The sequence below is a fragment of the Sphingomonadaceae bacterium OTU29LAMAA1 genome (assembly GCA_024072375.1).
GTDB lineage: Bacteria > Pseudomonadota > Alphaproteobacteria > Sphingomonadales > Sphingomonadaceae > Sphingomonas.
The window spans coordinates 350032-374330 of sequence record CP099617.1 but is presented as its reverse complement, the minus strand read 5'-3'; the positions used below and the strand labels follow the sequence as shown (position 1 = coordinate 374330).

The window sequence follows — 24299 nt, the reverse complement described above, 5'->3', positions numbered from 1 at the left end:
TAGGTGAACTGGTGAAGATTGACTGGACGGGAAGGCCTAATTGATGGTGGACCGAGGCCGTTCACAATCGATAGAGGCGCGCCGCGTTGTCGTGCAGGAAGTTACGGCGCTCGTCGTTAGTTAGGAAATCCGCAGCGGCGCGAGCCATGGCAGTCTTATCCGTATAGCTCCATAGCATGCTCTGCCCGACGTCCGACCCCCAGACCAACCGATCAGGACCGAAGCTGTCGGTCATCCGCCGGACGAGGTGCGCGGGCCGAACGCCGGCCGCAGCGAGCCTCTCCATGTTGATTTCGGTGACCTTGAAGTAGACGTTAGGAACGTCTTCGAAGATGCCGATCGTTCGGTCGATGCCGAAGTGAGGCGCGACGGGCATGACGACGGCTTCGCCCGCCTGCTGCGCGAGACCGACCTCATATTGCGTCATACCGAACGGCATTGCACCGTGGTCGAGCAAAATCGGAAGATCTGGGAACATCTTCGCCAGGATCTTCACCAGCGGCAATACGTAAGGCAACTGGTTCATGAACACGATCATCGTCATCGGAGTGCCCAGATCCGCGCAGGCCCGCCAGACCTCCAGCGCGGCTGGCGAACTGATCCATGCGGTATCAAGCAGCCAAGGCCGCGCATTGGCCATGCGGAACCCTCGCACATGCGCGGTTCTCACCAGATCGCGATAGGTGACAGCAGCGGCGGGGTCCTGTGCATCGAGGATCACCACCGGGTGGAGCCGGCCGTCGAAACGCCTGGCCGAATCGATGATATAGCTGTTGTCATAGCCATAGACGTGACCGCGCTGCACCAGGCACGCTTGTGTCACGTCATGAGCATCCATCATCGCGATGAGCGCGTCCACCGTCACGCTATACCCCGGACGCTCTGGCATCGGCAGATCGGCTGTGAACGGACGCGTCGGATACCTCTCCCAATCTTCGCCGATGAGATGTGCATGAGTGTCGAACAGTGAGGGGGTCATGTCTTTTCTACCTTCGGTTCACATTCCGCCATCGAACGCGCGCCGCGTCGCGATCGCCGCCTGGCGCATCAGACCCTGATCGGACGATACGACAAAGGCGCTGACGCCCGCCTCACTTAGTCGGGCGACGTCGGGATCATCGCCGGCGCCGACATGCGCGATCATCGGGACCCCGTGGCGTCGCGCAGCCTCGGTGATACGGGTTACGACGGCGACAACGGCGGGATCGGTTACTCCGGGCGCGGCCAGCGCCGCGGACAGATCACCTCGACCGATGAAGCCGGCGGTCAGCCCCTCCACCGCGAAGATCTGGTCGAGATGATCGAGCGCCGCCACGTCCTCGATCATGGCTATGATCGATGTCGATGCATCGGAGGTCTCGATATACTCGGCGAACCCGAGCGAGCCGTATCCGCCGGCGCGCGGCGAATTGGAGAACCCGCGCCTTCCGCCTGCGAAGCGACAAGCGGAAACCACTGCGCGCATCTTTTCAGCGCTGTCGACGTGCGGCACCAGCACTCCTGCGGCGCCGCAATCGAGCGCGGTCTGCAAGTGCGTTTCGTCGGCCGAAGCAACGCGAACGACGCTCGCGATCCCCGCCGCGCGAGCCGCTAACAGCATGAGGTCGATGTCGGTACGCGAAAATGGCGCATGCTCCGCATCGACCACGACGAAGTCGAAACCGACGCCGCCCAGGATCTCCGTCGCGTGGCTCGTGCCGGTCTTGAGGAAAGTGCCGAGCAGGCGCTCGCCGCCTGCCAGCCTTGTACGAAAACTCCGCCCGATATCGTCTGCCATCAGGCCTCCTGCGGCGCTGGATAGTCGGCGGCGTTGAGCACCCAACCTGCCATGTCGGAAAAGTCCCGGCGCGGCGGCGAGAAGATGTCGACCAGCAGATTGGTCTTGCCGGGTGCGATCGAGGCCGACGTGTGGATCGATCTGGCCGGAATTACCGCCACCGAAGGCGCCGGACAGGTTGCGTGCTCGTCGTCGCGCCAATCGGCGAGTTTCGCGGTCCAAGGCCAGCGAAGATGGTGGACGAAGCTGCCGCCCAGCGCGAGGGAACATTGCTCGAAATCATCGTGATGATGCGGAGAGAGCTTTTCCGGATCGCGCGGCGCGGACGGTTCGAACACGTTGACCATGAAGGTCGTGCAACGCCAGATCCTCCCGAACCGACCTTCTTCAGCCGGTACGTTCAAAGCATAGCTGCGCACCTTGAAGCCGCCTACAGGATTGGGCCAACGCTCGAGCGGCGGGATGCTGGGTGCCGGGGTCGCGTATGTGGCGGCATTGGAGCACAGCGCCGCCAGATCCTCCGATGCAGTCGTGAACAGTCTTACGATCTCGCCGCCGTCCGGTACGCGGATACGGCTGTCACCGGGTGGCACGAAGGCAATGTGTTCCGCATCGATGGCGGTATCTTCGCCATTCCAGGTGACGACCGCGTGCGGCTGCGGCGCCTCGATCAGCAGGACATATTCGTCGACCTGGCCGGTGCGCTGCAGCACCGCTCCGGGTCTCGCCAAGGTATAGGCCACGATGAAGTTGGCACCTCGAACCAGCCAAGTTCGCCCCGTCTCGTCATCGATCTGCGGCTCGGTCTCGCCGAACAGCGCGTAGCTCGACGCGCCGAAGCCCGAGGTACTGCTCGGCGTAACCGCCGCTGCGGCGGTCGCCAGTTTCGAACGAGGGTCGGCATCCGCGTACATCGTAGCCATGGTCTTGAGCCTTTCTTTGCGAGATCAGAGCTTGGGATTGGTGATTGGCGTGTCGCCTTCGAACCAGTGCTCGAACCGGCGGTATGTGCAGAGCCAGCGACCATTGACTCGGCGGTACTTGTCGGTCGCCATCGAAATGGTGATCGGTGCATGCGTCGGCAGGATCTTCACGCCGTTCGCGGCGTAGAGAAATAGGTAATTGCTCGCTTCGGCGCTATCATCCCCGGTGAACCAGGCGCGGAAGTTGGTGAAGCTGTGCACCGCAAGACGCGGTCCCTGCGCAACCCGCCAGTCATAGAACTGCTGGATCTTCGCCCTTCCCTCGTACGATGCCATCTGCCCGTGGAACACGCCGTCCTCGGTATAGTAGCTTCCCGCCTCACGCCCACCGTTGGTATCGATCTCGTGCCAATAGTCTGCGAGCTGCCGCTCCAGCTCGAAGGTCAGTTCGGCAAGGCTAGGATCGTACATGAAGTGAATCCTCGAATGGTTTGGAAAACGTTGGCGGCACCCTAGCAGGCAGGGTGAAGGTAGCTTGATCGAAGGGGCAAGGATGATTGCCACCGCGCCGGTTGGTCAAACCCCGGCGCTCGAAGCAGGTACTGGAGCTAGCGTTTCACCAGCGGATAGGTCTTCTTCGGCGAGACTGTGCAGCGCGCGGCCAGCCGTTTCCGGCAATGCCAACGTCGCCAGCATCGCGCATGCCATGCCGAAGATCGCGATGATCGCCATCGATGCGCTGAGCGGCAGAGCCTTGGACAAAGCCGCGATGCCGAGGATGAACACGGCAGCCCCCCCGCGACCGAAGTTGTAGGCGAAGGCCTGTCCAGTGGCCCGCATCTCGGTCGGAAACAGTTCCGTGAAGTAGGGGCCGAACGAGGCGTAGATGCCGAACTGGAAGAAGCCGTAGATCAATCCGAAGGGGATGAGCACGCCCGGTGAATTGCCTAGCGGCGCGAACAGGTAGATCGCCGCCGTCAGGATGAAACCTGCCCCGAAGATCCGGAATGCACCACGACGTCCGACATTGTCGGAAATGTACGCGTTGACGAGGAAGCCGAAGAAGCCGCCTACGCTGTTGAACAGTACGCAAACTCCCGCCATCGACAGACTCATACCGCGTTCGAGGCTGAGGAAGGACGTCAGGTAGTTGCTGATGCCGAACGCCGCCCCTTGGGTGCCCAACGACAGAAGCGAGGCAAGAGCAGTGATCCGGATCATGCGCGGCGAGAAGATGCTGGCGATGGTCGTCCGCCGCCCGGTTCGTTCGGCATGCCGGATGGCGGCGCGATAGATCTCGGGATCGTCTGAACCACGTCGCACGAAGAAGATCAGCACGGCCGGCAACAGGCCGATCCAAAACACCGCACGCCAGCCGATGTCGGGTGGGAAGGCGGCGGCGAACGGGCCCGCGAGCAGCGCGGCGATGCCGGAGCCGATCGCCGCACCACTGTGCACCGTACCCAGCGCCTTGCCCCGGTGCTGAGGCGCGATCATCTCGCCCAGCAACACCGCGCCGACTGCCCATTCGGCGCCGAAACCGATGCCCTGCAGCACACGGGCGACGAGCAACTGGTCGTAGGTGTTGGCAAACCCCGACAGGAAGGAGAATACCGAGAACCACAGGATCGTGAGCTGCAGCACGCGGGCCCGGCCGAACCGGTCGCTGAGCCAGCCTCCCAGCCAGCCGCCGATCGCAGCCGCGACGTAGTTAGCGCTCGCGATGTAGCCAGCCTCCGCGAGCGTCATGCCGAACGCAGCGATAAGGACTGGGATCAGGTACTGGAATACCAGCCCGTCGGCGGTGTCCATTGCCCAGCCCGCACCACAGGTCCAGAACACACGCCGCGTCTTGCCGTCGGACTCCCGATACCACGCCATCATAGCCCGTTCATCCTTCTCTTCCTGTCGTACCGTGGTCGTTGCGCCACGTGATAATGCCGGGCCGGAGAAGCCTGGGCTTGCCCATGCCGCCCCGAATTGTTGCCTTTAGTTCGCTCACGCGAAGTAGAAGCGCAGGGCAGTGTCGGAGAGCGCACGACGCGTCGCTGGATCCGGCGCCCATTCCCGCAGCAGCGCCAGCGCTCGGTCATAGGTCATGCGGCCTTCATAACCGACGAACGGCGCGTCGCTACCCCACAGCAGCCGCTCGGTACCGGCGTACGCCAACAGATCCGCCGCAGCAGCAGCGGCGATCGTCTTGCTGGCCCCCATGTCCGGCTCGCGCCATGATTCAGGACCCGCTAGCCGAAAGCCAGCCGACAGCTTGATCCAAGTGCGGCCCCGCTGGACGGCGTCGATCGCGGCGCGGAAGCCTGTGCAGCGGACGCCGGCACCCGGCTCGGGATGCGCAAAATGGTCGAGCACGATCCGCACGCCCGAAGCCTCGAGGGCCGCAAGCACCGGCGGCAGCCGTTCTCCCTCGATCGCGACATGGACATGCCAACCGAGATCGCGCACGCGCCGCAACAACACGCGATGAGCGGCATCGGCGAAGTCGGGGAGTTCGGCGCGCCGGACAAGCTGGAAGCGAATGCCGACGACGCCATCGTCGCTCATCTGCTGCAGCGTATAGGGATCCGTATCGGGCGCGACGATGGCGGTCGCCCGCAACCGTCGGCTGTGGCGCGCCGCTGCGATGGTGTAGTCGTTGTAGAAGCCGGTGATGCTCAATCCCGACAGCACGCCGAAGTGAACGCCGCTCGCGTCAAGGGCCGACAGGTAATCATGGGGCGTGTAGTCGTAATCCGGTGCCGTCCATGCGTCCGCTTGAAGCGGCAGGTCACGCGTGAAGACATGCGCATGGCAATCGACGATGGGCGCGTCGACGGCATACGCTTCGGTCATCGCGCGCCTGCGACATCGATGTTGGCGCCGGCGACATAGGATGCGGCGTCCGACACCAGGAACATCACAGTGTCCGCCACCTCCTTAGGTGTACCCTCCCGCCGCATCGGCAAGGAGTCGCGGATCTGATCGAGACGACCGGCGGCGTGAATCTCAGTGTCGATCGGGCCAGGCGAAACGCAGTTCACGCGTATGCCCTCGGCAGCGACCTCCTTCGACAGACCGATGTTGAGGCTGTCGATCCCTCCTTTGGATGCGGCGTACCACAGATGCTGCGCGGGTGAGCCAAGCGCGGCGGCGCGCGAAGAGAGCAGGACGATCGAACCGCCCTGCCCGCCCAGTCGTGTCGACATCCGCCTGACCGCCTCGCGGCATGCGATCAGCGCACCCGTGAGGTTAACGCCGATCACCTGCGCGAGTGTCTCATCCGACTGGTCGGCGAGCACGCCGGTGCCACCTGTGATGCCGCCGTTGTAGACGAACGCGGTCAGCGTCCCATGCGCGTCCGCCGTCGCGAACAGCCGGGCGATATCGCTAGGAATGCCGGTGTCGGCCTGGATCGCATCCGCCCGTCCGCCCGACGCGCGGATCGCGGCGACGACGGTATCTGCGGCATCGGCGCGCCCGGCATAGCTGAGCAATACGCTATAGCCCGCCGCGCCGGCAGCGTGGGCGATGGCTGCGCCGATGCCGCGGCTACCGCCGGTGACCAGGAAGACGCCCTTGTCGGTCTCGTTCATAGATTGATCCTCTGGTCAGAACGCGACGGCATCGCCGCCCTTGAGCTGCAACAGTTCCCGCGCTTCCGCCGGCGTCGCGATATCGTGACCCAACGCCTCCAGGATGCCACGTATCTTCTTTACCTGATCCGCGTTGGAGCGTGCGAGCTCGCCGCGACCAATGAACAAGCTATCCTCCAACCCGACGCGGACGTTCCCACCCAGCAGGGCACTCTGCGTACAGAATGGCAACTGGTGACGACCGGCGGCGAAGGCGGAGAAGACGTAGTCGTTTCCGAACAGGCTGTCGGCGATCGTCACCATGTGCGCCACGTTGCGCGGATCGGGCCCGATGCCACCGAGGATGCCGAACACACCCTGGATCAGGAACGGCGGCTCGATGAGCTTCGCTTCCGCAAAGTGCGCGAGGGTGTATAGGTGACCGATATCGTAGCATTCGAATTCGAAACGTGTGCCGAATTCCTGCCCGACCTCGCGCATGATGCGCTCGATGTAGGCGTTGTCGTTGTACATGATGCGTCCGCGGGCACCCTCGACATACTCGCGCTCCCAATCGTGCTGCCAGCGTTCGACGCGCGCGCCGGCTCCGCTGAAGTCGAATATGAGCGGCCCCATGTTGAGCGAGCAGAGCTCAGGCTTGAAGGTGGTCGCCGCTTCCAATCGGGCGTCGAGCGACATCGTCGAGCTGCCGCCAGTCGAGATGTTGATCACGGCATCGGTCGCCTGCTTGATGCGGGGCAGGAACGCCCCGAAATGCTCGGCGGACGGGCTCGGCCGGCCATCGGCGGGATCGCGTGCATGCAGATGGAGTATTGCTGCGCCGGCTTCGGCTGCCTCGATCGCTGCCTGCGCGATCTGGTCGGGCGTGACTGGGAGGTGCGGCGACATCGATGGCGTGTGGATCGAGCCGGTCGGCGCGCACGTGATGATGACCTTCTTGGCAGGGCGCATGTCGATGATCCTAGAGGCCGGCGTGACAGAGATATTTGAAGTTCAGATATTCGGCGAGCCCGTGGTGCGAACCCTCGCGCCCAAGTCCCGACAGCTTGACGCCGCCGAACGGTGCGACGGCAGTCGAGATCAGGCCGGTGTTGATGCCGACCATGCCGGTTTCCAGGTCACGGCCGGCGCGTGCGATCGTGCGCTCACTGGTCGAACACAGATAGGCGGCAAGACCGAACGGGGTGTCGTTCGCCATCGCTAGACCCTGATCGTACGTATCGAAGCGTACGATGCCCGCCAGCGGTCCGAACGTCTCCTCGCGGGTCAGGAGCGCATCGGCAGCGACGCCGTGCAGCAGCGTCGGCGGTGACAACAGCGAGTCCTCTGCCTTGCCGCCGCACGCCATGTGCGCGCCTCCCGCGATCGCATCGTCCAGATGCCGCTCCACCTTGTCGACCGCATGTCGGTTGATCAGCGGGCCGATGTCCGTGGCGGGGTCGAACCCGTCGCCAACCTTCAGCGTCGACACGCGGGCCGCGAACGCCGCGACGAAGGCATCGTGGATGCCGTGCTGGACATAGAGGCGGTTGGCGGCGATGCAGCTCTGCCCGCCGTTCCGGAACTTCGCGACCATCGCGGTTTCGACGGCCACCTCCAGATCCGCGTCGTCGAAGATCAGCAGCGGCGCGTTGCCCCCAAGCTCGAGCGAGAGGCGTTTGATGGTGGGGGCGGATTGCGCCATCAGCCGCGCGCCGATCGGCGTGGAACCGGTGAAGGTGATCTTCCGAACGACGGACGAGCCCGTGACGATGTCGCCGAACAGCGCCGGCTCGCTCGTCACGACGTTCAGGACGCCGGCGGGAATGCCCGCCTCCTCGGCAAGTACCGCCAGTGCAAGTGCCGTAAGCGGTGTCTCACTCGCAGGCCGGCATACGATCGTGCAGCCCGCTGCCAGCGCGGGTGCCATCTTGCGTGTCAGCATCGCCATCGGAAAATTCCAAGGCGTGATCGCCGCGCAGACGCCGATCGGTTCGCGCTCGGCGGCCAGACGCCGCCCCGGCATGTTGGGCGGTATGATCTCCCCTAGGATCCGGCCTGCCTCCTCGGCGTAGAGTTCGACGAAGCCAGACGCATAGGCGACCTCTCCACGTGCTTCCTTCAGCGCCTTGCCGTTTTCCAGCGTGATCAACCGGGCAAGATCCTCCTTATGGTCATCGATCAGGGAGAACCAGCGCCGCAGCAAGGCGCCGCGTTCGCGGTGTGGCACCCGCGACCAACCGAAAAAGGCGCGTTCGGCGGCTCCGATGGCGTCGCGAATGTCGGCCTCGCCCAGCGACGGCACCTCGGCGATCGTCGTCCCCGTGTAAGGATCGGTCACCTTGATCGTTTCACCGGAAGTGGCGGACTGCCAGCGTCCTCCATGATAGGCTTGCGTGCGCAACAGATTCGGGCGCGACAGGGCCGCTCGTTGAATGCTGGTACTTGTCAAAACTCGTCCCTTCGTGACGCGGATAGGAAACGCCGGATCGGTCAGGCTGCCTGCGCGTCGAGCCGAGTGTCGCGACCAACTATTACAGGGCGCCGGAACTGCGATGCGTCCTCGAGCTTCAGCCGTCGATAATCTCGCGGCGGCATGTCGAAGCGATCGCGGAACGTCCGCGTGAAATGCGGGGCGCTGTTGAAGCCCCAGCCGAAAGCGATTTCGGTCATCGAATGTCCTCGCCAGGCCGGATCTCCGATCTGCCGTGCGCATTGTTCGAGCCTTCGTCGCAGAATGTAGCCTGACACCGTCTCGCCTTCGCCGGCGAAGATCATCCGCAGATAACGTGGCGACAGCTTCAGCCGCGAAGCGATCATGCAGGCCGTCAAATCAGGATCGCGCAGATGCTGCTCGATGAACAGCTTCACCAGCGCACACCGCCCGCTGACGATCGAGGATTGCGACTCGGGCGTATGAAAGGCCAGCGCGTAAGCCGTCGCGATGACGTCGAGCAGGTGCTGCGCTACGCGCTCACGATAGTGCAACGACAACCCTGCCTCGAGATGTTCGAACAGGCTGACCGCCATCTTTGTCGCTGTCGAGGTGACGCCTTCGGTGCTCCGCAACGCCCGTCCGCAGAAGCATTCAGGCGATGGCAGATGCGTCTTCAGCGTCGCGGCGGGGATGCGCAGCAGCAGCATCTCGGCGGCGGCATCGACCGCCAGCCTGAGAGGGGAGGATGCGTCGCACAGGATCATGTCCCCTTCCCTCAAAGTCTCGCTGTGACCGTGATGGCCGATCTCGCTCGCCCCGGACAATTGGATCAGGATGAGAAAGGCGGGGGCGCTGCGCAGTGCAGGAGATGGCGGCTGGCGTTCGGCCGCCGTACTGGTCACGCGCAGCCGGCCGATCCGTAGCGGGCCGAGGTCGCTGTCGCAGAGCGATCCGACGAACGGCTCGGTTCGTGAGCAAGCGAAGGTCAAGCAGTCCATGCGTGCAGCGAAGGCGATGTTCCACGCAGCCGTGCGCGACTGCCCTGTCAGCTCTTCCGAGTGCAATTCGTTCACGACACGCCTCCTATGGCCGGGGGTGTTCTCCCTCCCGTGCCGCCCACTATAGATCATATAGGATATAGGAAAAGCGAAAAGTTTTAAGACAGCTGGAGCAGCTTCTCAGCGTCACTGATGCGCAATTTAGTCCCGTGCAGCAGGCACTAGTCGTGCATACGACCGAGTGATGTGCTCGCGCATCGCTGCCTCTGCCGCGGCCGGGTTGCGCAGGATCAAAGCGTCGATCAACGCCGCATGCTCGTTCACGGCCTCCGTAGTCACTTCGCTGTGGAACCGCAGACGGAAGATGTGGAGGTGCGAATGGAGGCGGGCGAGCGAATCACGAATGATGGGATTGCCACTGCCGCCGGCGATCCGATCATGGAACTCGGAGTCCTGATCCGCGAAGTTGTGATAGGAAACCCGCGACTCTCCCGGTGTCATGGATTTGGCGAGCGCGACGATGTCGGCAAGCGTGGCATCGTCCATGCGCTCCGCTGCGAGTCGCGCGGCGGAAGGCTCAAGCAGCAAACGGACTTCGTAGAGCTGGTCCAATTGCAGTCGATTGAGCTGCGGCGCGCTGCAATATCCGACGAAATGGCGCTTGGTGACTAGTCCGATCGCTTCGAGCATGCTGAGCGCCTCGCGGATCGGAGTCTGCGAGACGTCGAGACGCCGTGCCAGGCTGTCGATGGAGATCCTGGCATCGGGCGGGATCGCAAGGGACATGATGTCTGCCCGAATGATCTCGAACACTTCCTCTACGAACCCTTGCGAGCGTTTCACGCGGCGGGAATCGGTGGCCGCCGCCGGCAAAACGCCAACCTTGGACGGGGCGGTGGAATCTTCCACGACAGACGAACGACGCACCACGTGACTACTCCTGCGGCTGAGGAACGGGGAACGGTCGCGCCATCGTGACCGGCCTCGATGGACCGCAGGGTGCAATACCACGCCTGACCGCCACTCGCGAGAGGAGCCGGAGCCCATGCTCTTCGTAGCGGCACAGAATGTTGCCTATTGCGGCACGGATCAGGTGAAGTCTGATGGTGCGGCGCAACTTGCACTGCCCCTCCGGTCAAGTCTCGGCGGAAATCCGGCATTAGTGCCGTCCTGCGAGAGGGGAAACGCGTGATGGATCTGGGGGAACGGCGGCTGGTGACGATCACCAATGTGGGAGCGCTCACGTTCGGTCCCGGTGCGCTGCAGCGATGCGCCGCCGATCTTGTCGCGAGGAAGGCGCGATCGGTGATGATCATCACCACCAAGCCGACGCTATTCCTCTGCACGCCTCTCGTCGACGCGCTTGAGGCTGCAGGAGTAGCTGCAACGCTTTGGCACGATATGGTCGGCGAACCGACCATTGCGGAATTCGGACTGGCGTTGCAGGCGGCCAACGACTGCGGCGCGGATGCCGTGGTAGGCCTCGGCGGCGGCAGCGCAATGGACGTCGCCAAGCTGGTGGCGGCACTCGCCGACCGGCGGCAGAACATCGAAGACGTCTTTGGGACGGATCTCGTTCTCGGCCGTGCCCTGTGGCTGGCGTGCGTACCGACTACCGCGGGCACCGGCAGCGAAGTAACGCCAATCGCGATCCTTGCTGACGAGGAGGAGGATCTGAAGAAGGGCATCGTCAGTCCACATCTTGTTCCAGACGCCGCCTACCTCGATCCCGCCTTGACCGTGTCGATGCCATCAGCGGTAACCGCCGCAACCGGTCTCGACGCGCTTACGCACTGCATCGAAGCCTATGCAAACCGGTTCGCGCACCCACTCGTCGATACGTATGCTCTTGCGGGGATCACATTGATTTCCCGGTTCATCGAGCGTGCCTGCGCGGACGGAAGCGATCTCGAGGCACGGTCCGCGATGATGCGAGCCAGTTTGTATGGCGGTCTTTGCCTGGGACCGGTCAATACCGCGGCAGTACATGCGCTCGCCTATCCTCTTGGCGGCGAGTTTCACATTGCGCATGGCGTTGCCAACGCTCTCCTGCTGCCGCACGTGCTACGGTTCAACATCGAGACGTCCCCGGAACGATACGCTGAAGTCGCCCACGCGCTAGGGGCAACAAACACCGGGCAACCTGCCGCGGATGCGCTGGCAGGCGTGGAGCGCGTAGTGGCCCTCGCGGATGCATGCGGCATAAGGCGTCGCCTGTCCGAGTTCGGTATTGAACGTGAAGCAATCCCTCGGATGGCTGCCGCCGCGATGACGGTCACACGTCTACTTGAACGCAATCCCCGCGCCTTAACCGAGGCCGACATACGCGTGATCTATGAAGCTGCATTCTGAGCGAAGGCCGAATTGGAGACGGGAACGGGCGGCACATGTCTACAGGTGGTCGCTTCGATAACGTCCGTCAGCTGATCATGATCTACCTGCATGATCCCCGTATTCCCAGTGGTACGGCACTCCAGTGTCGCCCAGTACGGTCCTGACCAGTTCCGGAAAGCTGACTCCGGCGCGAAGGCCGTTGGAGAGGAGAAACACGCAGTTCTTGGTCCCCTTGAGGCAGACGAGCGTGTTCGCGGTCTGACCGTCATGGCCGCCCTTGGAGAAGCCTGCCCCCAGTGGATCGGCGAAGGTCACGACGCCGAGTCCTGCGTACAGATCCCTGTGCTGCTGATTAACGGGTAACTTGGGTCCAAAATTTGAAAATTGATGGGCTGTCGCGATGTAAAGCGATGGCGCTAGCAATTCGTTGTAGGCGGCACGGCTCAGTCCGTCTTGACGGACGAGTGCGGCAGCGAATTTGGCGAGGTCCGCAATCGTCAGGTCCACAGAACCTGCAGCAGCTCCTAAGTGACCTTCTCCTCGATCTGCCGGCCACTCAGGTTAGCAGGTATAATCAGCCGACCGGAGGGTAACGATCAACTCGGCAAAACCTCCGGCGCTGGACGCCCTCTTCCCTGCAAGGAGGTCGGAGAGCTTCGTCGAATGTTGCACTTCAACTCGTTGCGCCCTCGTCGAGACGGGCGGAACGCTGATGCGTTCATCTTATGGTCCACCATCGTTGCTCGTCCGACGACGGCCGAAAACTTCGATCGAGCGACCCTAGCGCGCCGCAGCGCGCGACGAGCCGAAGGCATCCATGCCTCGGCGACAGCAACCATGCTCGGTTGCTTTCTCAATGTTCCTCTCAGGGAGAGGGGAAAATAGCGCTCGCTGGCGCGATCATAGAAATGAAGGGATTACAGCATGATTCAAACGTCTGGTGAACGCCAAGTTCACGCTTTTCTCCAAGCTGCGCGCACCGCAATCGACCCCGGCCGCAGCATCCTGAGGGCCTCGACGCCCTACGTCGTCGGGGGCAGCATCGGACAGGTCGGGCGGGAGTTCATCGCGGCCGGCGCCATCTCGTCGCACGACACCATGGACGCCGACTACATCCACCTCGAGTTCGAACGCGATGCCGAGATGGAGGGACCGGCCAACGTCAAGATCGGGATGATTCGGTTCGACATCGTCCACGTGCGCGAGAGCGGCCGCTTCTGGGTTGGTCAAGATGGCAGGATACTGCTGATCGCCTCGGCCGGCTCCAAGGCGGCCACAATGAGCTTCGATCCGGACGGCATGGATTCACGGCCGGGCCTGCCGGCCGGCGACCTCGATTCAGGATATGCCCGCGCTGCTGCGCGGTTACGCGAGCTGGCCGGCGTGGCGCTCGCCTCGAACGACTTTGGGTCGGTCTTCTCGCTCAAGGCCGCTGCCTGAGCGAGGTCGGACGGGGTGCCAGCAGGCACCCCGTCCGACCCGTTTTCCACTCATCGATCGGCTCCATGCGCCAAGCATGAACGCACGGCGCGCGAGTTGCTGGATCCTGAGTCGGAGTTCCCGCCGATATCCCGGTGTATGACACGAGATCCCGCCGACGCTGGCAGTGTGCTCGTAGATGCATGCGTCGACTTTGAGTGGTGCAGCCATGTGCGAGCCGTTTATGAAGCACGAGCAGCATTGTAGCCTGCTCCTCCTCGTAGCAAGAAAGGGCTAGCAGGCGATGACGGCGGCTTGACCCCGCGGCGCTGCCCCCGGCCCCCCTCGGATCACCATGCTGGGGCTGAGACACTTTGCAGCCACTAGCCTCGGCGCTTCACTACCATCAGCCTTGGACGCTAACCCCAACGCGTCGTCGCAGGTAGAGGCAGACGATTATTCTTCATGCTGCGATCGGCTAGGAACAAAAAGAAATTGTGGGGGCAGTTCAGGGGGCAATCTCACCCATGACCCGCAAACGTATTCAACGAATACAGTGCCTTAGGACAGAATGTTCGAATCCCACTCTCTCCGCCAATTACCAGCGAGGAACGGCTAGCGGTTGAGTTCGACGAGCCGTTCGAACACATCGAGCGGGATCGGTTGCTTGAACTGGCAGCCGGCGACGTAATCGTCCGCCCATTTGACGTCGGCGGCGATGGAGCCGGCGTGCGGCAAGGTCAGCCAGATCGTGCTGTCCTTGGTCAGCGCCGAATAGGTTTGCAGACGCGCGCCGTGGACCGAGATGTCGACGACCTTGCAGAGCGTTCGCACGCCCTTGCCGATATGCGCATCCAACGAAACCGGCGCACGCTGTGAGCGGCGCCGGCCGTTGATATCTGCTGGTTCGAATTCCGCGGCGAACATGTCCAACGCCTATCGGGCGATGGTTAAGGCCGCGTAAACGAAACGGATCATCCCTTGCGCAGGGTAAGACCGCCACCGAAACGCTTGTTGAAGCGCGCCACCTGGCCACCGGCATCCAGCATCGTGCCACGGCCGCCGGTCCATGCCGGATGCGCGAGCGGATCGATGTCGAGCGTCATCGTGTCGCCTTCCTTGCCCCAGGTGGAGCGAGTCTCGAACACGGTCCCGTCGGTCATCTGGACCTTGATCATGTGGTAGTCGGGATGGGTTTCTTTCTTCACGTCTGCATGCTCCGGATGCGGCTGGTTCCGACCAGCCTAGAAAGGAAAGGCCGCCTAGCGACCGTTGACGACATTGTCAAAGTTGAGAGCTTCGCGTGACGCCTTTACGCCTTGGGCGGATCGGCAATCATCGCGGTAAAATTGGCCTGAGCAACGACTTGCCCGTCGATCTTCGCAATGCCTTCGAACTTGCAGACGCTGGCGCGTTTCTGGACGAACGTGGCCTCGAGCCGCAGCAGAACGCCGGGCTCGACGGGCTTGCGGAATTTCGCGCCGTCGATCGCCATGAAATAGACGAGTTTGCCGGAGCCGGCGAGGCCTAGGCTTTCGACTGCGAGGATACCTGCCGCCTGCGCCAGCGCCTCGACGATCAGCACGCCCGGCATGATCGGCCGACCGGGAAAATGTCCCTGGAAAAAGCTTTCGTTGATCGTCACCGCCTTGATCGCCGCGATCGACCGGTCGAGAACGAGTTCCTCGACGCGGTCGACCAGCAGCATCGGGTAGCGATGCGGCAGTGCGGCCATGACCCGCCCGATATCAAGCGGGCCCATGGTCACCGGTGTGTCTTCGCTCACCCGATCCGCGCCTTAGCGACCCTGCGGCGTGGCGCGCGGGGTGGTGGCGGGGGCGGCAGCCGCCGGTGCAGTGCCGGCTGCCGGTGCCGGAGCGCCGGCCTGCTGACGACGGGCGGCATTCGCATATACGAGCTGGCGGTACTGCTGGAGCAGCTCGACGGTCTGCTGCTGCGGCTGCCAGTTGGCAGGCGGTGCGATCGGCACAGACGGCGTGGTGCGATCGATCTCGGCGATGATGTCGCGCGTGATGTCGGTCGCGGGCGGCGCGAACTGGATCGCGTTCGGCGCGAGCACGATGCTGATCTTCTTTGCGTTCACCACCGCGCGCAGGGCGGGATCGTACTTTGCGGTGATCTGCTCGAGCGCATAGGCCTGCGCCTTGATCGCGGGCCCCTGCGCGGCTTCGATGCCGGGCTGCGCCTTCTGCTGGGCGGCGCGAACCTGATTGCCGATCGCGTTGTTCGGCGCTTCGGCCGCAGCGGCTTCGGCCTGACTGACCTGACCGTCCTTGTTGGTATCGAGCAGCGTGCGCAGCTGCGTGTTCAGCGCGGTCTGTGCGGCAGCGGCCTGATCGAGCTGTGCCTTGTAGGTCGTCGAGATCTGCTGGTTCGCGGCATCGAACGCCTTGGCGCTGAAGATCGCCGCATCGGCCTGCGCCGTGGCGATCCCTGCCGTCTGGGCCGAAGCCGAGCCGGCGAGCAGCGCGACGGAAGCGCCGGCGAGCATCGCCGCGCAAGTCTTGGTCATGGTCTTCATTAGAACTGCGTCCCTACGTTGAAGGTAATGAGCTTGGGATCGTCGCCCTTCTGGGTGACGAGCGCCTTGGCGAGATCGATACGAAGCGGACCGAACGGCGAATTCCAGTTGACGCCGACGCCGACGCTGATGCGCGGTGTGGCACGGGAGCCGTAATAGGTTTCCTGGAATGCGGGAGTCGAGGTCTGATAGATCGTGTTGGTCGAGCTGCCCGAGCACGCTCCACCGCCCACCGCCGCATAGCCGATGGCGCAGGTCGTGATCGCGCCCGCATTGGTCGTATCGGCCGACGACACCAGATACAGCTGGCGGCCCGCGCTATCGAGAACCGGCGTGGTGAGCGGCAGGACGGTGACGTTGCCGTTCGCATCGGTGATCGTCGGGAACGTCGCCGTTGGCTGCGGTCGCGTCAGGCTGAACAGGCTGCCCGCCTGCACGTAGATCGACGGACGCAGGCCCAGTTCGCGCGCACCGGCGCCGAGCGGGATCTCGAGCTCGGCACGAACCAGGTAATAAGCGTTGCCACCCAGCGCGTCGTCGACGATCTGATCGCGATCGGTGACGGCGATCTGCTTGCCGTTGGCGTCGGTGGTGAACGACGCACGCTGCACGCGCGGACCGATGCCGCGGATGTCGAAGCCGCGGAACTGCGGTTCGCCAAGATAGAAACGATCGGTGATACGCACCGAGTCGACGCCAAGACCACGGCTCTTTTCGAGCGACTTGATATAGCCGCCCTCACCGACGATCGAGCCGATGAAGCCGCTGCCGACGTTCCAGAACTTCGATCCTTCGAGCCGGGTACGGATGTACTTCACGTCACCGCCGAGACCGGCGAAATCCTGACTGAAGCTGAGACGCTGGCCCGCGGTCGGGCGCAGGCGGCTGTTGAGGCTGTCGTAAATGAGTGAATAGCCGATCGACGACGTCCAGCGATTGCCGATCGCTTCGCACAGGTAACGCCCCGCCCTCAACCGGTCGCACTGCCCGTTGGTATAATAGGTGGATTCGTCTAGCCCGACCTGATCGTAGGACAGGCCGTAGCGCCCGGCGAGCGACCAATATTCGGTCAGCGGTACGCCAGTACGAACCTGGAAGCCGGTCGACACCTGCGAATAGGTGGTCTGGCGATCCTGACCGACATAGTTGAACGAGTTGAAGTCGCGGCGGAACACGTCGACGCCGATCGCGACGTTCTTGTCGAAAAGATACGGCTCGGTGAAGCCCAGCTCGATCGACTTCGAATAGGATGAATAGTTGACGCCGGCGCGCAGCACCTGTCCCTTGCCGCGGAAGTTGTTCTGCGTGATGTTCGCCTGAACGATGAAACGTTCGAGGCTGGAATAGCCGACGGAGAGCTGCAACTCGCCGGTCGATTTCTCTTCGAGATTGGTTTCGAGGATGATGCGATCGGGCGCGGAACCGGGGTTCTGCTTGATCTCCATCTTGTCCTGGAAGAAGCCCAGCGAGTTGATGCGGTCCTGCGAGCGCTTGACCTGGAAGCTGTTGAACGCGTCGCCTTCGGCGAGGCGGATTTCCCGGCGGACGACCTTGTCCTGCGTCTGGGTGTTACCGTTAATATCGATGCGCTCGATATAGGTGCGCTGCGCCTGCCCGATGTGGAAGTTCATCCCCATCGTCAGCGTTTCGGGATCGCGCTGGAAGTCCGGCGATACGTCGGTGAACGCATAGCCGAACAGACCGGCCGATTCGCTCAGCTGATCGACCGAATCCTCGACCAGCTTGGCGTTGTACCATTCGCCCTTTTTGATCGGCAGCGATGCGGCGAGCTTCTTATTGTCGAAATCGCGGATCTCGCTGTCGACGCTGACGTCGCCGAACTTGTAGCGCTTACCCTCTTCGACGACATAGGTGATGATGAAGTCGCGCTTGTCCGGCGTCAGTTCGGCAACGGCGCTGGTGACGCGGAAGTCGGCATAGCCCTGCGTCAGATAATATTGGCGCAGCTTCTGCTGATCGTAGTTCAGGCGATCCTGATCGTAGGACGTGCTCGACGACAGCAGCCGGAACCAGCGCGATTCCTTCGTCGCCATCTCGCCCCGCAGCTTGCCGTCCTCGAACACCTCGTTGCCGATGATGTTGATCTGGCGAACCTTGGATTTCGGCCCTTCGGTAATCTCGAACACCACGTCGACGCGGTTCTGGTCGAGGCTGACCATCTTGGGACTGATGACGGCGGCAAAGCGGCCCTGGCGGCGGTACAGTTCGATGATCCGCGACACGTCCTGACGGACGGCGGTGCGCGTGAAGATCTGCCGCGGCGCGAGCTTGATCTCCTTGGTGATTTTGTCGCTCTTGAGCGCCTTGTTCCCTTCGAGGATCACGCGGTTGATGATCGGGTTCTCGCGGATACGCAGCACGATATCCCCGGTCTCGACGCCCGAAATCGAGAAATCGACGAACAGGTCCGAGGCCTGAAGATCCTTCAGCGCCTGATCGAGCGTTTCCGCAGTGTACGGAATGCCGACACGCAACTTCGTGTAGGACAGAACCGTCTCCGGCTCGATACGCTGCGATCCCTCGACGCGCAGCGTCTTGATCGTGCGAACCGGCGCGGGCGTAGCGGATTGGCCAGCGGCGGGCGCAGGCGCGACGACGGGCTGGGACGCAGAGGCGGGCGCCGGTGCGGTCTGGGCCATGACGGGCACGCCCGACAGCATGGTGCCGGCGAGCAGCGCGGCGCCCCTGGCCACGAACATGGAACTCTTCATCGCTGTCACTCAACCCACCCCAAATACGTCAGGATACTCATATGCACCGGGAGACGCAGAAAACTGCCCTGCCCCAACCCGGTCAGCCGATCAACCCGGCGAGGCGCTGCCACAGGCCCACGGCGCTCAAATCATTGAAGGTCACGACCAGCATCAGCGTCAGCACCATCGCAAGTCCGCCGCGGAACGCCCATTCCTGTACCCGGGGTTCGAGGGGGCGGCGGCGGATCGCCTCGATCGCATAGAAGAACAAATGGCCGCCATCCAGCATCGGTACTGGCAGCAGGTTGATGAACCCCAGATTGATCGACAGCATCGCGACCAGCCAGACGAAGGCGGAGATACCAAGTGCCATCTGTTCGCCGGAAATCTTGGCGATACGGATCGGTCCGCCGAGTTCGTCGATCGAGCGACGGCCGCTGATGATCTGGCCCAGTGTTTCCAGCGTACCGCTGATGATCTCTCCCGTCATCCGCACACCGGCAAGGGGGGCGGCGAGCAGGCCGACGGGTTCCAGCACGGGATCGCCGCTGCCGATACCGATCCTGCCGATGCGATATTCGTTCCCGAAGCGATCGCGCTGGCGGACCACGCCGATAGCCAGCGGACGGTCGACCTCGCTGCCCGCGCGATCGATGCGCACGGTCGCCTGCGCGCCCGGACGGATCAGCGCATAGCGGGCGACGTCCGAAAAGGTCTCGATCTCGCGGCCGTCGATCGCGACGATCCGGTCACCGGGGCGCAGCCCGGCTTTCGCACCCGGACCACCCTCGATCACCGTTCCGACGACGGCAGGCGTACGATCGACGCCATAAGTGTGGGCGAAGCCAGCCAGAATGAGGACGGCGAGGATCAGGTTGATCGCCGGCCCGGCGGCGACGATGATCGCGCGCTGCCAGAGCGGCTTGGCCTGAAACGTCTGTTCGCGCTCCGCGGCGGGCAACGACAGCCACGCCGCGTCCGGCTGGCTGGCGGGGTTCATGTCCCCCGCGAAGCGGACGTAACCGCCGAGCGGCAGCCAGCCGAACTTCCAGCGGGTGCCGCGGCGATCGGTGACGCCCGCGATCTCCCGCCCGAAGCCGATCGAAAACGCCTCCGCCTTAACCCCGAACAGGCGGCCGGCCAGATAATGGCCCATCTCGTGGATAAAGACGAGCGGACCGATCGCGCAGAGGAACGCGAGGACGGCCATCAGAACGCCGGGGGACTGGATCAAGCTTGGCAATCCTTCACGCGTGGACCTTTACACGCCCCTGAGCACGTCCCTGTACACTCTCGTCCGCCATTCGTCGCGCCTCGCCGTCGATGGCGAGGACCGCCTCCAGCGTATCGGGAGCCGGCGGATCGTACCGCTCCAGCGTATCGGCGACGATTGCGGCAATTTCGAGGAAGCCGATGCGCCGTGCAAGGAACGCTGCGACGGCCACCTCGTTGGCCGCATTGAGGATCGCCGGCCGCGCGCCACCCGCCTCCAGCGCGGCGCGGGCGAGCACCAGTGCGGGAAAGCGAACGGGATCGCAGGCTTCGAAATCGAGGCGGCCGATTTTGACCAGATCCAGCGGCTCCATCGGTGTCGCCATCCGCTCGGGCCAAGCCAGCGTGTGGGCGATCGGCACGCGCATATCGGACGGGCCGAGCTGGGCCAACATCGATCCGTCGACGTAATCGACCATCGAATGGATCACCGACTGGCGGTGCAGCACCACCTCGATCCGATCGTTCGCGACGGGAAACAGCCGGGCGGCCTCGATCAGTTCCAGGCCCTTGTTCATCATCGTCGCACTGTCGATGCTGATCTTCGCGCCCATCGACCAATTGGGATGCGCGACGGCCTGTTCGACGGTGACGTCCGCCATCCGCTCCAGCGACCAGTCGCGGAACGGCCCGCCGCTGGCCGTCAGGATGATGCGCCGGACGCCCTCGGGACGCGCGAAGTCGAAACATTGGTAGATGGCGTTGTGTTCGCTGTCCGCGGGTAGGAGCGTCGCGCCGGAGCAGGCAGCCGCGGCGAGGATCACCTCGCCTGCGGAGACCAAAGGTTCCTTGTTGGCGATGACGACGGTGCCGCCGTGTTCGATCGCCGCCATGACCGGCTTAAGGCCGGCGCAACCGACGATCGCGCCCATCGTCCAGTCCGCGCCGGCAGCGGCGTCGCAGATCGCCTGCGCGCCCCCGGCTGCCTGCGTCGACGTACCGTCAAGGGCGTCGCGCAATGCGGGCAGGCAGGACTCGTCGGCGACCACCGCGATCTCTGCGCGGGTGCGGATCGCGGCGGCGGCGAGATTGGCGACATCGCAATTGGCGGTGAGCGCCCGTACCTTGAGGCGGTCCGGCTCCCGCTCGACGAGGTCGAGAGTCGAAGTGCCGACCGAGCCGGTCGCGCCCAGGATGGTGACGGTCTTCATGTCAAAACGCCAGCGGCACGACGACGAGCAGCGCAGCCAGCGGCATCACCGGCACCACACCATCGAGCCGGTCGAGTACGCCACCGTGGCCCGGGATGACGCTGCCCGAATCCTTGACCCCGGCGCGACGCTTGAGCCAGCTTTCGTATAGATCACCGCCCTGTGCGAGGATCGCGAGCAAGGGGCTGGCGATGACGAAACGCAACGGCAGCAGGTAGAAGGCATGCATCAGCAAGGCGACGATTGTAGCAAGGGCGATACCGCCGATCAGCCCGGCCCATGTCTTGTTGGGACTGATCGTCGGGGCGAGCTTGGGCCCGCCGATCGTGCGACCGGCGAAATAGGCTCCGATATCGGTTGCCCAGACGAGGCTCAGCGCCCAGAGCGCGTTGCGGATGCCGTCGGGCTCATGCCGGATCAATAGCAGGGCATAGACCGGCAGACCGCAATAGAGGACGCCAAGGCCCAGTTGCGGGCGGCGGGTGACGATCGTCAGAAAGAAGAACGCACCGACCAGCAGGCCGAGTGCGAAGAAGTTGGGGCCGGCGGCGATCGGACACATGATCGCGAGCGGCACGAACAGGACATATTGGCCGAGCCGCTTCGTTTTCGGCTCGGCAAGATGCAACTCGCTCCATTCCGCCATCATGAAGACGCCAGCGACGACCGCGAGCAACCAGAACGGAAAGCCGCCGAAGGCGAGCGCGACGAGCGCCAGCGCGACCATGCCGAGGCCGGCCAGCGTGCGCGTCGCAAGCTCCGACCGGCGCGGGGCCTCAGGCGTGTCGCTCACAAGCCGCCGTAACGCCGCTGGCGCTGACCGAACGCCGCAATCGCATCCGCCAGAGTGTCGCCAGTGAAGTCGGGCCAGAGCGTATCGATGAACAACAGCTCGGCATAGGCGGCCTGCCACAGCAGGAAGTTCGACAGCCGCTGTTCGCCCGACGAGCGGATGACGAGATCAAGCGGCGGCAGATCGGCGGTGTCGAGCTCCGCCTCGATATGCTCCGGCGTGATCGCTGCGGGATCGATCTCGCCCGCAGCGGCGCGGGCGGCGAGGCGCTGCGTCGCGGCGACTAGTTCGGCCTGCGAGCCATAGTTGAGCGCGATCACGAGGATCGGTCCCGTGTTGCCCGCAGTCTTCGCCACCGCGTCGTCGACCAGCGCGACGAGATCGGGGGCGAAGCGGCGGTAGTCTCCGATCACGCGGAGGCGGACGTTCTCCGCCACCAGTTCGGCGAGGTCGCTGCGGATGAACAGCCGCAGCAGGCCCATCAGCGCGCCGACCTCATCCTCGGGACGTCGCCAGTTCTCGCTGGAAAAGGCATAGAGTGTCAGCGCCTCGACCCCGAGGGCACGGGCAGCACGGGTGACGCGGCGAACCGCCTCGACCCCGGCCTTGTGCCCGGCGACGCGCGGCAGCATCCGCGCCTTCGCCCAGCGGCCGTTGCCGTCCATGATGATGGCGACATGCCGGGGAACCAGCGCGGATTGCGGTACCGCGGAAAGGATCGGTGCGGAGCTCATAGTCCAGCATCCCGAGGAGTGGCGGGCCGCCCATGCCCCCGGCATGAGCCAAACAGCATGCGCTGCCTGCCCGTCACTTGCCGAGAATTTCCTTTTCCTTCGCCGCGGCGGCCGCGTCGAGCTCGGCGATGGTGGCGTCGGTCAGCTTCTGCACCTCGGTTTCGTGGCGCTTGCGCTCGTCCTCGGCGATGATGCCCTTCTTTTCGTCGGTCTTCAGGCTGTCCATGCCGTCGCGGCGGACGTTGCGCACCGCGATACGCGACGCCTCAGCGTATTTGCCGGCGAGCTTGGCGAGTTCCTTGCGGCGCTCCTCGGTCAGATCGGGGATGGGCAGGCGCAACGTCTGGCCGTCGTTGATCGGGTTGAGGCCTAGACCCGCCGAACGGATCGCCTTTTCGACGGGGCCGACGTTCGACTTGTCCCACACCTGCACCGACAGCATGCGCGGCTCGGGGACGGAGACGGTCGCGACCTGCGTCAGCGGCATGTGGCTGCCGTACACTTCGACCGTCACCGGATCGAGCAATGCGGTCGACGCGCGGCCGGTGCGGAGGCCGTTGAGGTCGTGCTTCAGCGATTCGACGGCGCCGGCCATGCGGCGTTCGAGGTCGGCCTTGTCATAGGCTGCCATGATCTACTCCTGTTCGCTCTGGACGATCGTCGAGACGCCATCACCGCCGAGGACTGCGGCGAAATTGCCGTGTTCGCGGATGTTGAAGACGACGATCGGGATGTTGTTGTCGCGGCACAATGCGATCGCACTGGCGTCCATGACCTTGAGGTCGTCGGACAGCACCCGCGAATAGCTGACGGTGTCGTAGCGGGTTGCGGTCGGCACCTTCTTGGGGTCGGCATCGTAGACGCCGTCGACCGAGGTACCCTTGAACAGCGCATCGCACTTCATCTCGGCGGCGCGGAGCGCGGCACCGGAATCGGTCGTAAAGAACGGGCTGCCGACGCCGGCGGCGAAGATCACCACGCGACCCTTTTCCAGATGGCGTTCGGCGCGGCGGCGGATGAAGGGTTCGCACACCGACTGCATCGGGATAGCAGACTGCACGCGGGTATCGACGCCGATCTGCTCGAGCGCGTTCTGCACCGCAAGCGCGTTCATGACGGTCGCGAGCATGCCCATGTAATCGGCAGTGGCGCGTTCGATGCCCTTGGCGGCGGCGGAGAGGCCGCGGAAAATGTTGCCGCCCCCGACGACGATGCACAGCTCGTAACCCTGACCGCGAACGTCGGCGATTTCCTGCGCGACGCGGGCGGTGACGGTAGGATCGATCGCGAGACCGCCCTCCCCCATCAGCACTTCGCCGGAGAGTTTGAGCAGGATACGTTTGAAGCGGGGGCCGGAGGTCATGAGGTCCTGACGATGAGGGAAAGCGGCGCGGACCTTAGGCGGGGCGCGCAGGAGGGGCAACCTCGGCTGGGCGCGTTGCGTAAGGTGCATAGGATTTTGTCGGCGAGTGCATGAGACGTGCATCGGGAGGAATGCATTCGACCCCACACATGCGTCACCCCGGACTCGTTCCGGGGTCCACCTGCCGGCCAAGGGAAAAGCTGGAGGCTCCTGCGATTCCGGTGCCGCCCGGTGGACCCCGGAACGAATCCGGGGTGACGGAGGACGTGAGGAAAG

At 63.9% G+C, this 24299-nt stretch carries 25 protein-coding genes; 2 read left to right on the top strand and 23 right to left on the bottom strand.

The genetic code is table 11. From position 1 onward, the window contains the following. Positions 1-61: 61 nt before the first annotated feature. The 11 genes from NF699_02115 to NF699_02065 form a co-directional block, all read right to left on the bottom strand. The gene (locus tag NF699_02115) at positions 62-979 is read right to left on the bottom strand and encodes an amidohydrolase (GenBank protein ID USU05517.1); all 918 of its coding nucleotides are present in this window, start codon (positions 977-979) and stop codon (positions 62-64) included. Between the two features lie 18 nt (positions 980-997). Continuing rightward, positions 998-1777 (bottom strand): aldolase/citrate lyase family protein, encoded by a 780-nt coding sequence (locus NF699_02110; protein USU05516.1) that lies wholly within the window; start codon positions 1775-1777, stop codon positions 998-1000. Next, positions 1777-2700, bottom strand: coding sequence for a hypothetical protein (locus NF699_02105; protein ID USU05515.1), 924 nt, complete (start codon positions 2698-2700; stop codon positions 1777-1779). The genes NF699_02110 and NF699_02105 overlap by 1 nt, the downstream gene beginning before the upstream one ends. Positions 2701-2724: 24 nt before the next feature. Next, positions 2725-3171: a nuclear transport factor 2 family protein gene (locus tag NF699_02100; protein ID USU05514.1), complete on the bottom strand. Its 447-nt coding sequence runs from the start codon at positions 3169-3171 to the stop codon at positions 2725-2727. 105 nt (positions 3172-3276) lie between these two features. After that, positions 3277-4584, bottom strand: a complete 1308-nt coding sequence (locus NF699_02095; protein ID USU05513.1) for an MFS transporter — start codon at positions 4582-4584, stop codon at positions 3277-3279. 114 nt (positions 4585-4698) lie between these two features. Beyond that, entirely contained in the window at positions 4699-5547 is an 849-nt protein-coding gene (locus tag NF699_02090; protein USU05512.1) for an amidohydrolase family protein, read from the bottom strand. Continuing rightward, positions 5544-6287 carry an SDR family oxidoreductase gene (locus tag NF699_02085; GenBank protein ID USU05511.1) on the bottom strand — a complete coding sequence of 248 codons (744 nt, stop codon included), beginning with the start codon at positions 6285-6287 and terminating at the stop codon, positions 5544-5546. Before NF699_02085 ends, NF699_02090 begins: the two co-directional genes overlap by 4 nt. A gap of 15 nt (positions 6288-6302) precedes the next feature. Further along, on the bottom strand, positions 6303-7238 hold the full coding sequence (locus tag NF699_02080) for a 3-keto-5-aminohexanoate cleavage protein (protein ID USU05510.1): 936 nt from the start codon (positions 7236-7238) through the stop codon (positions 6303-6305). A gap of 10 nt (positions 7239-7248) precedes the next feature. Next, positions 7249-8688: an NAD-dependent succinate-semialdehyde dehydrogenase gene (locus NF699_02075; protein ID USU06964.1), complete on the bottom strand. Its 1440-nt coding sequence runs from the start codon at positions 8686-8688 to the stop codon at positions 7249-7251. Between the two features lie 71 nt (positions 8689-8759). Then, the gene (locus NF699_02070) at positions 8760-9776 is read right to left on the bottom strand and encodes a helix-turn-helix domain-containing protein (protein USU05509.1); all 1017 of its coding nucleotides are present in this window, start codon (positions 9774-9776) and stop codon (positions 8760-8762) included. Positions 9777-9902: 126 nt separating this feature from the next. Beyond that, on the bottom strand, positions 9903-10631 hold the full coding sequence (locus NF699_02065) for a GntR family transcriptional regulator (GenBank protein USU05508.1): 729 nt from the start codon (positions 10629-10631) through the stop codon (positions 9903-9905). Positions 10632-10892: 261 nt separating this feature from the next. On the opposite strand from NF699_02065, the gene NF699_02060 reads away from it, so the two are divergent. Then, a complete protein-coding gene (locus tag NF699_02060; GenBank protein USU05507.1) occupies positions 10893-12053 on the top strand; it encodes an iron-containing alcohol dehydrogenase in 1161 nt (386 codons plus the stop codon). A 75-nt stretch (positions 12054-12128) separates the two neighbouring features. Here NF699_02060 and NF699_02055 read toward each other — a convergent pair whose 3' ends face one another. Beyond that, positions 12129-12542 carry a hypothetical protein gene (locus NF699_02055; protein USU05506.1) on the bottom strand — a complete coding sequence of 138 codons (414 nt, stop codon included), beginning with the start codon at positions 12540-12542 and terminating at the stop codon, positions 12129-12131. 417 nt (positions 12543-12959) lie between these two features. Between NF699_02055 and NF699_02050 the strand changes: the two genes are divergently transcribed. Further along, positions 12960-13475 carry a hypothetical protein gene (locus tag NF699_02050; GenBank protein ID USU05505.1) on the top strand — a complete coding sequence of 172 codons (516 nt, stop codon included), beginning with the start codon at positions 12960-12962 and terminating at the stop codon, positions 13473-13475. A 594-nt stretch (positions 13476-14069) separates the two neighbouring features. Here the strand turns inward: NF699_02050 and NF699_02045 are convergent. From NF699_02045 to pyrH, 11 genes are all read right to left on the bottom strand, one after another. Beyond that, positions 14070-14381 (bottom strand): PilZ domain-containing protein, encoded by a 312-nt coding sequence (locus NF699_02045; GenBank protein USU05504.1) that lies wholly within the window; start codon positions 14379-14381, stop codon positions 14070-14072. A 47-nt stretch (positions 14382-14428) separates the two neighbouring features. After that, positions 14429-14662: a 50S ribosomal protein L31 gene (rpmE, locus tag NF699_02040; protein USU05503.1), complete on the bottom strand. Its 234-nt coding sequence runs from the start codon at positions 14660-14662 to the stop codon at positions 14429-14431. A gap of 104 nt (positions 14663-14766) precedes the next feature. Beyond that, the gene (gene fabZ / locus NF699_02035; protein ID USU06963.1) at positions 14767-15216 is read right to left on the bottom strand and encodes a 3-hydroxyacyl-ACP dehydratase FabZ; all 450 of its coding nucleotides are present in this window, start codon (positions 15214-15216) and stop codon (positions 14767-14769) included. Positions 15217-15252: 36 nt separating this feature from the next. Then, entirely contained in the window at positions 15253-15996 is a 744-nt protein-coding gene (locus NF699_02030) for an OmpH family outer membrane protein (protein ID USU05502.1), read from the bottom strand. Beyond that, the gene (gene bamA / locus NF699_02025; GenBank protein ID USU05501.1) at positions 15996-18728 is read right to left on the bottom strand and encodes an outer membrane protein assembly factor BamA; all 2733 of its coding nucleotides are present in this window, start codon (positions 18726-18728) and stop codon (positions 15996-15998) included. The genes NF699_02030 and bamA overlap by 1 nt, the downstream gene beginning before the upstream one ends. A gap of 82 nt (positions 18729-18810) precedes the next feature. Continuing rightward, positions 18811-19944, bottom strand: coding sequence for an RIP metalloprotease RseP (rseP, locus tag NF699_02020; GenBank protein ID USU05500.1), 1134 nt, complete (start codon positions 19942-19944; stop codon positions 18811-18813). Between the two features lie 13 nt (positions 19945-19957). Then, entirely contained in the window at positions 19958-21133 is a 1176-nt protein-coding gene (dxr, locus tag NF699_02015) for a 1-deoxy-D-xylulose-5-phosphate reductoisomerase (GenBank protein ID USU05499.1), read from the bottom strand. Position 21134: 1 nt separating this feature from the next. Further along, positions 21135-21860, bottom strand: a complete 726-nt coding sequence (locus tag NF699_02010) for a phosphatidate cytidylyltransferase (protein ID USU06962.1) — start codon at positions 21858-21860, stop codon at positions 21135-21137. A gap of 62 nt (positions 21861-21922) precedes the next feature. Then, positions 21923-22660 carry an isoprenyl transferase gene (locus NF699_02005; GenBank protein USU05498.1) on the bottom strand — a complete coding sequence of 246 codons (738 nt, stop codon included), beginning with the start codon at positions 22658-22660 and terminating at the stop codon, positions 21923-21925. A 73-nt stretch (positions 22661-22733) separates the two neighbouring features. Next, complete coding sequence (frr, locus tag NF699_02000; protein USU05497.1) at positions 22734-23291, bottom strand: ribosome recycling factor; 558 nt, start codon at positions 23289-23291, stop codon at positions 22734-22736. Between the two features lie 3 nt (positions 23292-23294). Then, positions 23295-24023 carry a UMP kinase gene (gene pyrH / locus NF699_01995; GenBank protein USU05496.1) on the bottom strand — a complete coding sequence of 243 codons (729 nt, stop codon included), beginning with the start codon at positions 24021-24023 and terminating at the stop codon, positions 23295-23297. Positions 24024-24299: the final 276 nt, after the last annotated feature.